Genomic DNA, 9,952 nt, shown 5'->3' with positions numbered 1-9,952 from the left:
GCCGTCACCGCCCGCAACGCGGCGAACAGCGCCAACCGCGCCGCCGACGCCGCCGAGGCCTCCGCCGCCCAGGCCGCCTTCTCCGCGAACTACGCCCGGCAGTCCGCCAAGCAGGCCGATGAGTCTGCCAGGCGGGCCCGGGACTCCGCAGTCGCGGCTGGTAAGAGCAAGGATGAAGCTGAGGCTGCGGCCTCCCAGGCCTGGACCGACGTCAAGGTGAAGCGCGAGGCGGAACTCGTCGAAGCGCAGCGCGGGGCCGAGGAGCTGCGCAAGCAGCAGGCCGAGGCAGAGAAGAACAAGAAGAAGCCCTGCATCATCCCGTTCAACCGGGACAGCCTCCCGCCGTGCGCGCTGAACCGGGATGATTACGAGATCGTGGTCGGCAAGCCCGACGCAGAACTCGTCAGGCTCCTGGGCAAGGTGGCATGGGAGCTGTCCGGCGCCGCCGACATCGAGAAGTGCATCAAGGAGCCGTCACTCGGCGGCTGCGTCATGGCCGCGGCAGGAGTCCTGCCGATCGGCAAGATCAAGATCGCCGGAAAGATCTACGACGGCATTCAGAGCGTGGCCAAGGGCACGAAGTACGCCAAGCTCCCGCCGTGCGTGAAGCACAGTTTCCCGGCTGGCACCCGTGTGCTGATGGGTGACCGGACCACCCGATCGATTGATCAGCTCAGGATCGGTGACCAGGTCCTGGCCACCGACCCGGAGACCGGGATCACCGGCCCGCGCCGGGTCGACGCGACCATTTACACCCCGGCCGACCGCGAATTCACCGACGTCACCCTCGACCGGAACAACGGTGGCGGTCAGCTCACCACGACCGACCACCACCCGTTCTGGTCCGAGAGCGCCAAGACGTGGAAGAACGCGGCCGACCTCACTACGCAGGACACCCTGCGTACTCCTGACGGAAGTGCGGCGCAGGTCAGTGCGGTGCGCCATTGGACGGGTCTTCAGCCGGCCTACAACCTCACGGTGAACGACCTCCACACGTACTATGTGATGGCAGGCACGAGTGCCGTTCTCGTTCACAACACACCTTGTGATGTGATCATCGACGATGGCAAGTGGGACTACTTCTTCGGACGAGTCGACTCCAACCCGCACAATGCCGCGCGGTCGACGCAGAATGCGTACCAGTTGGAGGCAATTGGTCTCCGCGACAACGAAGCGGGGCGTCAGATCCTCACTGAGTTCTTCGATGAGGCGAAGCGGAGCAGTGTCGTCGAGACTTACGTGAACCCGAAGAACAACTTGACAAACATTCGAACGGAATCAGTTCTTTATGGGCCGCGAGGCGCACTCTTGGTCCGCGCGAATTACGAAGTCACCGAAGGTGGAATAAGGCTCACCACAATGATTCCTGTTGGGGGTCGAGGGTATGGGAAGTAGGGCCATGGACATTCCGGATGATGTCGATTTTATCGAAATTCTGGGAGTCGCCCCTGAGTCGATGGAAAACGACCAAGACATCTGGCGGGTCGACATTCCCATCGAGAATGCGCAGATCGTGACTCTGAGCTTCGATATAGGGGCCCGCTCTGTTCGGCTGGCCAAGGGATCGGAAACCAGATCCGAAGTCGACATCTACCGGGAACAGGTGGAGCGGATCCTTCTCTACACAGGAAACGGTGAGCGCGGAATCATCGTGGAATGCGATGTTCCCGGCTTCAAATGCGAGCTCCGGGTGGTGGTCCACCCAGAGTTCCGCCTCACGGACCCCATGCTGTACGTGGGTTGACCGAGCCGATCGGTAGACACTGGCATCCTGCTCCGCGCATCGTGCGGCGCAGGATGCCCTCCGTTTGTAGGGCTGCGGCGGCCATAAGGGCGTCGTCGGCGATGCGGACATGCGCACCGTTGTGGTCTTCTACGTGCTCGCCCTTGTACGTGTAGATGCCGGGCACGGTCGGGTTCAGGACGATGGCGCGAGTGCGTTCGCCGTCCAGGCAACACCCCTCGGCTCCTCCCCCTTACTCGCCCGCAGGTGATCCCGCCACGTGGGGACACTACGGAACCCGGCGCCGTGCAGCGCGTCCGTCAGGTGGCGGGCTTCCACGGGGGTCGCCCGGTACCCGTCGCGGACGACGGCCGCGAGCTCCGGGAGCGTCAGGCCGAGGGCGTCCCGGAGGACCTTCAGGGCCGCCGCGCGGGCGCCGTCCACGCGGAGCAGCACCGTGCCCTCGCGGGCCACGACCGCCTCGCGGACGTACGCGGGCGGCACCCCGGTGCCGTGGTCGCGGTTGCAGACGTCCGGGGCGCCGAACTCGCAGGTTCCGCACTCCCAGTCGGCCTGCCAGGCCAGCCGGCCCGCCTCGACGAGCTGCCGGGCGTGGAAGACGCAGCTCGGGCAGGGTGCGCAGTGCAGGGGGACGAATCTCGGCATGACACCACTGTGCGCGCGCCGGTGGGCGGACCGCACCGGGTTAACGTCGGGGACACGGCGTCGCCGCTGCCTGTTCACCCCGGTTTGCAAGGATTTCCGTATGACCGCGATCCGTCCCGCCCGCACCGCCGGCACCGTCCGGGTGATCGCCCACCGCGGGGCCTCCCACGAGCATCCCGAGCACACCCTCACCGCCTACCGGCAGGCGGTCGAGGACGGCGCGGACGCCCTGGAGTGCGATGTGCGGCTGACCGCCGACCGCCGGCTCGTCTGCGTGCACGACCGGCGCGTGGAGCGGACCTCCGACGGGCGGGGCGCGGTCTCCGCGATGACGTACGGGGAGCTCGCCGCGCTGGATTTCGGGGCCTGGAAGGGCGACGGGCACGCCGGGGCCCGGGTGCTGCTGTTCGAGGACCTGCTCCGGGTGGCCCTGGCCGCGCCCCGGCCGGTCGGCCTCGCCGTCGAGACCAAGCACCCGGTGCGTACGGGCGGCCTGCTGGAGGCCGAACTGGTGCGGGCGCTGCGGGATCACGGGCTGGCCGACGGCGCCTCGGGACGGGTCGAGGTGATGAGCTTCTCGCGCTCCGCCCTGAACCGGCTGCACCGGCTCGCGCCCGGCCTGCCCGCCGTGTACCTGATGGAGCGGCGGCTGCGCCCGGTGCGCCCGGCGTACGCGACCCACGCGGGCCCGGGCATCGACCTCGTGCGCCGCGACCCGGCTCTGGTGGGCCGGCTGAAGGCCCGGGGGCTGGGCGTGCGGGTGTGGACCGTGGACGAGCCGGAGGACGTGGAGCTGTGCGTGCGGCTCGGCGTGGACACCCTGATCACCAACCGGCCGCGCGAGGTGCGCAAGCTGCTGCGGGACCTGTGACACCCGGCCGGGGTGCGCCGGCCGGGCGTGGGGGCGGATGGTGCGGGACGGGTGGTGCGGGGCGGATGGTGCGGGGCGGATGGTGCGGGGCGGTTACGCGAAGCGCTGGTTCGCGGACCCGTTGCAGGTCTGCAGGCGCAGCGGGTCGTGCCCGGCGGCCACGGTCAGGCACATGCCCTGCGCGGCGGCGGGGCGGATGGTGGCGCCGTCGCGGACGTAGCGCTGGTTGGCGCCGCCGTGGCAGTTCCAGAGGATGAGGCCGGTGCCGGCGCCGTAGGCGGCTCCGGGGGTGTCCAGGCAGCGGTCCTGGGTCAGTCCGAGGTGGACGGACCCGCGTGCCGCGTCGTACCACCAGGTCTGGTTGCGGCCGCCGTGGCAGTCCCAGCCCACGACCTTGGTGCCGTTGGCGCTGGAGCCGCCGGAGGCGTCGAGGCAGCTGGCCGTCGCCTCGTTCCTCAGGGGCTTGTAGAGGTCGTCCCAGGCTCCCGCCTGGAGGACCGGGGTGCCGGTGCTCGCCGGGTCGGCGCAGGAGGCCTCGCGCAGGCCGGAGGCGTAGAGCTGGGTCAGGCAGGACGCGAACGCCCCGTGGCCGCGGTAGTTGGGGTGGAAGGACTGGCGGGCGGTGTTCTCGTCCCACGGGAAGTGGTCCGCGAGGTCGAGGTAGAGGCCGCGGGCCCAGGGGTCCTCCATGCACACCTCGTGGCCGTGGAAGAGGCGGGAGTTGTCCAGGTAGGTCGCGCCGGAGGCGAGGGCTGCGGCGCGCATGCCCTTCTCGAAGACGGGCACCGCGTAGTTGCGGCCCCAGGTGGCGTCGGAGTCGTATCCGGCGCAGCCTCCGGGGAGCTTGCCGGGGAAGTTGGGGTTGTCGTGGAAGTCGGGTCCGATGGGGCTGGGGTAGCCCATGACGACCAGTTTGTAGTCGGTGTCGGCGTAGCCCGCGTCGCGCATGACCTTCTTGAGGTCGGAGACGGTGGACTCCACCTTGGGCTTGAGGCCGTCGACGCGCGCCTGCCAGCCGGGGGCGTACTTGGGCTCGCAGGTGCCCTGGATGAGCACCCAGCGGGTCACGCAGTCGGTCATGACCGGGCCGAACTGCAGGTCGTCGTTGGCTCCGGCGACGAGCAGGACCATCTTGATCTTCGTGTTGCGTGCTTTGATGGCCAGGCTGTCGCTCTGCACCAGCTCGTCGGCGTACTGCTTGGAGCCTCCGATCCTGATGTTCCCGGTGTACCCGCCGGAGCAGGCGACGTTGAAGGTGAGGTCGGCCGGGATGCCGGTGCGGTGGATCGCCGAGTCGGGCGAGCGGTGGCACTGGTTGTTCGGCGTGTTCGTGGCGGGGTCGTAGTTCCCGACGCCCTCGCCCGAGATCTCGCTGTCGCCCAGTGAGATCAGGCCGGTCTTGCGCTGGTTCAGCGGCCGCACGGCCGCGTCACCGTAGATCCGGACCGCCTCCGCGGCGCGGATCGCCTCCAGTTCGGGCGGGAGGGGGGTGGCCGCGGCGGCGGGTGCGGCGGGGACGGCCGCCTGGGCCATGGGGGTGACGGCGGTGACGCCCCCGAGGGCGGCCGCGAACGCCGCGACCGCGACGACGGTAGATCTGAGCCTGGACTTCGTTGCGGCACGTGCCATGAACGCCTCCCCGGATGTCAGTGTTACCCACGGTATTTACTGGCTGGTAGGGGAGTTGGGAACACTTCGAACAAGACAATTGCTCAACTTTTTGAGGAGGCCACGAACATGACCGAAGACCAGCAGGCCGAAGCGTTCCGGACCGAGCACGACTCCATGGGCGACGTACAGGTGCCCGCGCACGCAAAATGGCGCGCCCAGACCCAGCGCGCGGTGGAGAACTTCCCCGTCTCGGGGCAGCGGTTGGAACACGCCCACATCGCGGCGCTCGCCCGCATCAAGGCCGCGGCCGCCGTGGTCAACGCGCGGCTGGGCGTCGTGGACCCGGACGTCGCCGAGGCCATCCGTTCGGCCGCGGAGGAGGTCGTCGACGGCCGCTGGGACGACCACTTCCCGGTGGACGTCTTCCAGACGGGCTCGGGCACCTCGTCCAACATGAACGCCAACGAGGTGATCGCGACCCTGGCCACCGAGCGGCTCGGCCGCGAGGTGCACCCCAACGACCACGTCAACGCCTCGCAGAGCTCCAACGACGTCTTCCCGTCCTCCATCCACATCGCCGCGACCGCCGCCGTCACCGGCGCGCTGATCCCGGCCCTGGAGCACCTCGCCGCCTCCATGGAGCGCAAGGCCGAGGAGTTCGCCGAGGTCGTCAAGGCCGGCCGGACGCACCTGATGGACGCCACCCCGGTCACCCTGGGCCAGGAGTTCGGCGGGTACGCGGTCCAGATCCGCTACGGCGTCGAACGGCTGCGGGCGACCCTCCCCCGGCTGGCCGAACTGCCGCTGGGCGGTACCGCGGTGGGCACCGGGATCAACACCCCGCCCGGCTTCTCGGCCGCCGTCATCGCCGAGGTGGCCGCCGCCACCGGGCTGCCGCTGACCGAGGCCCGCAACCACTTCGAGGCCCAGGGCGCCCGGGACGCGCTGGTGGAGACCTCGGGCATGCTCCGTACGGTCGCCGTCTCGCTCACCAAGATTTCCAACGACCTGCGCTGGATGGCTTCCGGACCGCGCACCGGATTGGCCGAAATCAATCTCCCGGATCTCCAGCCGGGCTCCTCGATCATGCCCGGGAAGGTCAATCCGGTCATCCCGGAGGCCGTGCTGATGGTCGCCGCCCAGGTGATGGGGAACGACGCCGCGGTCGCCGTCGCGGGCGCCGCCGGCAACTTCGAGCTCAACGTGATGCTCCCGGTGATGGCCAGGAACCTCCTCGAATCGATCCGGCTGCTCGGCAGCGCGAGCCGCCTGCTGGCCGACCGCACGGTCGACGGAATCACCGCCAACACCGCCCGGGCCAGGGAGTACGCGGAGTCCTCGCCCTCCGTCGTGACCCCGCTGAACCGCTACATCGGCTACGAGGAGGCCGCCAAGGTCGTGAAGAAGGCGCTCGCCGAACGCAAGACGATCCGGCAGGTCGTCCTGGAGTCCGGCTACGTCGACCGCGGCGCGCTCACCCTGGAGCAGCTGGACGAGGCCCTCGACGTGCTGCGCATGACCCGCCCCTGACGCGCCACCCCCGCCCCCGCGCAGGGTCCGGATCCGGTCGAATCCCGTCGCCGAACACCTCCGTGACCTGCACCGCAGCGGGGGCGCGGGGTGCCGCCCTAAGATCTGCGCATGACAGGTACTTTCCGGCCTGCGGGCGGCGCGGAGCGGGGCGACCCGCGGGCCGCGCGCTGGGCGCCCGGGGAGCAGATCCTCTGGCGCTACCGCGACAACGGCCCCCGCGGCGGGGTGCACATCTGCCGCCCCGTGACCGTGGTGCGGGACACCGACGAGCTGCTGGCCGTGTGGATGGCCCCCGGTACCGAGTGCGTCAAGCCGGTCCTGGCGGACGGCACGCCCGTGCACGCCGAACCGCTCGCCACGCGCTACACCGCGCCCCGGACGACCGTGCGCTCCCGCTGGTTCGGCACCGGGGTGCTGAAGCTGGCGCGGCCCGGGGAGCCTTTCTCCGTATGGCTGTTCTGGGAGCGCGGCTGGCGGTTCAAGAACTGGTACGTGAACCTGGAGGAGCCCCGGGCCCGCTGGGCGGGCGGGGTCGACTCCGAGGACCACTTCCTCGACATCGCCGTGCACCCGGATCGCAGCTGGGCGTGGCTGGACGAGGACGAGTTCGCGCAGGCGCAGCGGGCCGGGCTGATGGACCGGGCGCAGGCCCGGCGGGTCCGGGACGCGGGGCGGGCCGCGGTGGAGCTGATCGCCTCCTGGGGGCCGCCCTTCTCCGACGGCTGGCAGGACTGGCGGCCGGACCCGTCGTGGACGGTCCCGGCCCTCCCGGAGGACTGGGACCGCACTCCGGCGCACATGACGTCATGAGACCCTTGATGCGCCCCCGGGGTCCAAACGTAGGATCGTCCTCCGCGAGGTCACGCGCGCGGGACGGTGCCGGTCGGGCCGGGCATTCGGAAGTGGCTTGTCGTACAGGGGACTTGACCGGAGGCCGGCGGGACTGACTGACGAGGGGGCGGGGTCCGCCGGGCGTATACGGCGGGGTCCCCGGACGAAGTCTGGGGGAGGATGTCCGGGGCGGTGGTGTCCCGGCCGCTGAGCGGGTATACCGCGACTGACCGAGTTGAGTGCAGCGCACATCGAGCGCAAACGGACGGAATTCCACGCGTGACGGAGTACCCCACCTCTCAGGAGGGCCCGCAGCCTGCCGCGGCCACCGCGACACCGGTCCCGGGCGGCTCCGCCGCGCCGTTCGCCTCCGGCGCGCCGGCCGCTCCCGCGCCGGGCACCGGCACCCCCGGCCCGGCCCGCGGCGGCGCGGGACGCGCTGCGGCGGCGTCCGCCGCCCGGGGCGGCGCCGGCAGCGACGAGCCCGGCCACGGCAAGGCCGCGGTCCCGGCCGCCGAGGCCACCCGGCCCGAGGTCCCCGCCGCCCGCACCCGGGACGGCGAGGCCGCGCGCGGCCTGGCCGCCGCATCCGGCGGCCCGGGTACGCCGGGCCGGCACCCGGCGGCCCCGGCACCCGGCTGCGGGGACACCCCCGCGGCCCAGGGGGCACCGACCGGCGGCGCGCACCACGCGGCGGACTCCGCCGGTCCCGTACCGCTCGGCCGGAACCTGGACGCCCGGGCGGCGCAGGGGCTCGGCGCGGGCCCCGGAGGCGCCCCGGAGGGCGCCGGGGGCGACGGGCGGCACGGCGGCGGCACCGGGGTGCCGGCGGGCCCGGCGGACACCGCGGCCCGTCGCGAGGGGGACCGGCTGCGCTTCGTCGGGGCCGCCACCCGCCGGATCGCGCGGGGCATCGACCTCGACGAGATCGTGCTCGGCCTGTGCCGGGCCACCGTGCCGACGTTCTCGGACGCCATCCTGGTGTACCTGCGCGACCCGCTCCCGGTGGGGGACGAGCGTCCCGTCGGACCGGTCGTCTTAAGGCTCCGGCGCACCGACCGGCTGCGGCCGATCGACGACCTCACGGACATCGGCGGCACGATCGGCGCGGGGATGGACCTCGCCGGGGCCGCGGGGGCCACCGGCGAGCTCGACTTCAGCCAGTTGCCGCTGCTGGGGCTCCAGGGTGACCTGCCGGCCGCCGAGCTGTGCGAGATCCGGCCCGGCGGGGCGCTCGCCGAGGTGCTGCGCGGCGTTCGGCCCGTCTTCGGGTCCTCCGCCGCCGCCAAGGCGGCACTGCCCGAGCTGCTGGGGGCGGAACACCCGCTGCCGCGCGGCAACCGGGCCGTCCTCGCGCCGCTGCGCGGCCGCCGCCGGGTGATCGGCGCGGCCGTGTTCCTGCGCAGCCCGGAGCGGCCCGCGTTCGAGCAGAACGACCTCCTCGTCGCCGCCCAGCTCGCCACGCACACGGCGCTCGGCATCGACAAGGCGGTGCTGTACGGCCGCGAGGCGTACATCGCCGACGAACTCCAGCGCACGATGCTGCCCGACAGCCTGCCCCAGCCCACCGGGGTACGGCTCGCCTCGCGCTACCTGCCGGCCGCCGAGACGGCCCGGGTCGGCGGTGACTGGTACGACGCCATACCGCTGCCCGGCAGCCGCGTCGCGCTCGTCGTCGGCGACGTCATGGGCCACTCCATGACCTCCGCCGCGATCATGGGGCAGCTGCGCACCACCGCCCAGACCCTGGCCCAGCTGGACCTGCCGCCGGCCGAGGTGCTGCACCACCTGGACGAGCAGGCCCAGCGGCTGGGCTCGGACCGGATGGCCACCTGCCTGTACGCGGTCTACGACCCCGTCTCGCACCGGATCACCATCGCCAACGCCGGCCACCCGCCGCCCGTGCTGCTGCACCTGGGCGGCCGCGCCGAGGTGCTGCGCGTCCCGCCCGGTGCCCCGATCGGCGTAGGCGGCGTGGACTTCGAGGCCGTGGAGCTGGACGCGCCCGCCGGGGCCACCCTGCTGCTGTACACCGACGGCCTGGTGGAGTCGCGGCTGCGCGACGTGTGGACCGGAATCGAGCAGCTGCGGGAGCGGCTGGCGACGACCGCCCAGCTGACGGGCCTGGACCACCCGCCGCCGCTGGAGGCCCTCTGCGACGACGTGCTGGACATGCTCGGCCCGGGCGACCGGGACGACGACATCGCGCTGCTCGCGGCCCGCTTCGAGGGGATCGCGCCCAGCGACGTCGCGTACTGGTTCCTGGACCCGGAGGAGACCGCTCCGGGCCGGGCGCGGCGGTTCGCCCGCCGGGCGCTGACGCGGTGGGGCCTGGAGGAGCTGAGCGACTCGCTGGAGCTGCTGGTCAGCGAGGTGGTCACCAACGCCGTCCGGTACGCCGAGCGCCCCGTGACGCTGCGCCTGCTGCGGACGGACGTCCTGCGCTGCGAGGTCGGCGACGACTCCCCGCAGCTGCCGCGCCAGCGGCGGGCCCGGGACACCGACGAGGGCGGCCGCGGGCTGTTCCTGGTCAACCGGATGGCCCGCCGGTGGGGTGCCACGCGGCTGAGCAGCGGAAAGGTGGTCTGGTTCGAGCTCGCGCTGCCGGGGGCGCAAGAGCGGCGTTGACCGGGCGGGCGAGGGGGCAGCCCGGCGTTCGCGGTCCGGCGACCGGATCGCTGCCGCCGTCTCGGGCGGCTGACGCGCCGGACCGGCGT

The 9,952-nt window shown here is 72.1% G+C and carries 8 protein-coding genes; 6 read left to right on the top strand and 2 right to left on the bottom strand.

Going from position 1 to position 9,952, the window contains the following annotated elements; translation table 11 throughout:
• Both ACFWTC_RS28645 and ACFWTC_RS28640 read left to right on the top strand, forming a co-directional pair.
• On the top strand, positions 1–1,395 hold a 1,395-nt coding region (locus tag ACFWTC_RS28645; RefSeq protein ID WP_384074771.1), incomplete at its 5' end, for a polymorphic toxin-type HINT domain-containing protein.
• A gap of 4 nt (positions 1,396–1,399) precedes the next feature.
• Positions 1,400–1,744: a hypothetical protein gene (locus tag ACFWTC_RS28640; protein WP_383933023.1), complete on the top strand. Its 345-nt coding sequence runs from the start codon at positions 1,400–1,402 to the stop codon at positions 1,742–1,744.
• A 174-nt stretch (positions 1,745–1,918) separates the two neighbouring features.
• On the opposite strand, the gene ACFWTC_RS28635 is transcribed toward ACFWTC_RS28640, so the two are convergent.
• Entirely contained in the window at positions 1,919–2,389 is a 471-nt protein-coding gene (locus ACFWTC_RS28635; protein WP_383933021.1) for a hypothetical protein, read from the bottom strand.
• Positions 2,390–2,489: 100 nt separating this feature from the next.
• On the opposite strand from ACFWTC_RS28635, the gene ACFWTC_RS28630 reads away from it, so the two are divergent.
• Entirely contained in the window at positions 2,490–3,260 is a 771-nt protein-coding gene (locus tag ACFWTC_RS28630; protein ID WP_383933020.1) for a glycerophosphodiester phosphodiesterase, read from the top strand.
• Between the two features lie 93 nt (positions 3,261–3,353).
• Here the strand turns inward: ACFWTC_RS28630 and ACFWTC_RS28625 are convergent, their stop codons facing one another.
• On the bottom strand, positions 3,354–4,889 hold the full coding sequence (locus tag ACFWTC_RS28625; protein ID WP_384028945.1) for a ricin-type beta-trefoil lectin domain protein: 1,536 nt from the start codon (positions 4,887–4,889) through the stop codon (positions 3,354–3,356).
• Between the two features lie 108 nt (positions 4,890–4,997).
• Here ACFWTC_RS28625 and ACFWTC_RS28620 point away from each other — a divergent pair, with 108 nt between their 5' ends.
• The 3 genes from ACFWTC_RS28620 (at position 4,998) to ACFWTC_RS28610 (ending at position 9,863) form a co-directional block, all read left to right on the top strand.
• Entirely contained in the window at positions 4,998–6,401 is a 1,404-nt protein-coding gene (locus tag ACFWTC_RS28620; protein ID WP_383933017.1) for a class II fumarate hydratase, read from the top strand.
• 111 nt (positions 6,402–6,512) lie between these two features.
• Positions 6,513–7,214 carry a DUF402 domain-containing protein gene (locus ACFWTC_RS28615; RefSeq protein WP_383933015.1) on the top strand — a complete coding sequence of 234 codons (702 nt, stop codon included), beginning with the start codon at positions 6,513–6,515 and terminating at the stop codon, positions 7,212–7,214.
• A gap of 300 nt (positions 7,215–7,514) precedes the next feature.
• Positions 7,515–9,863 (top strand): SpoIIE family protein phosphatase, encoded by a 2,349-nt coding sequence (locus ACFWTC_RS28610; protein WP_384028947.1) that lies wholly within the window; start codon positions 7,515–7,517, stop codon positions 9,861–9,863.
• Positions 9,864–9,952 lie beyond the last annotated feature (89 nt).

The organism is Streptomyces sp. NPDC058619, from assembly GCF_042717785.1.
Classification (GTDB): Bacteria; Actinomycetota; Actinomycetes; order Streptomycetales; family Streptomycetaceae; genus Streptomyces.
Note: the sequence above shows the minus strand (reverse complement) of the source record. Positions and strands in the feature narration are given on the sequence as shown.

Coding starts and splice junctions, on each gene's coding strand:
- ACFWTC_RS28635 (WP_383933021.1), bottom strand. CDS start 2,389: ATGCCGAGATTCGTCCCCCTGCACTGCGCACCCTGCCCGAGCTGCGTC.
- ACFWTC_RS28620 (WP_383933017.1), top strand. CDS start 4,998: ATGACCGAAGACCAGCAGGCCGAAGCGTTCCGGACCGAGCACGACTCC.
- ACFWTC_RS28640 (WP_383933023.1), top strand. CDS start 1,400: ATGGACATTCCGGATGATGTCGATTTTATCGAAATTCTGGGAGTCGCC.
- ACFWTC_RS28625 (WP_384028945.1), bottom strand. CDS start 4,889: ATGGCACGTGCCGCAACGAAGTCCAGGCTCAGATCTACCGTCGTCGCG.
- ACFWTC_RS28630 (WP_383933020.1), top strand. CDS start 2,490: ATGACCGCGATCCGTCCCGCCCGCACCGCCGGCACCGTCCGGGTGATC.
- ACFWTC_RS28615 (WP_383933015.1), top strand. CDS start 6,513: ATGACAGGTACTTTCCGGCCTGCGGGCGGCGCGGAGCGGGGCGACCCG.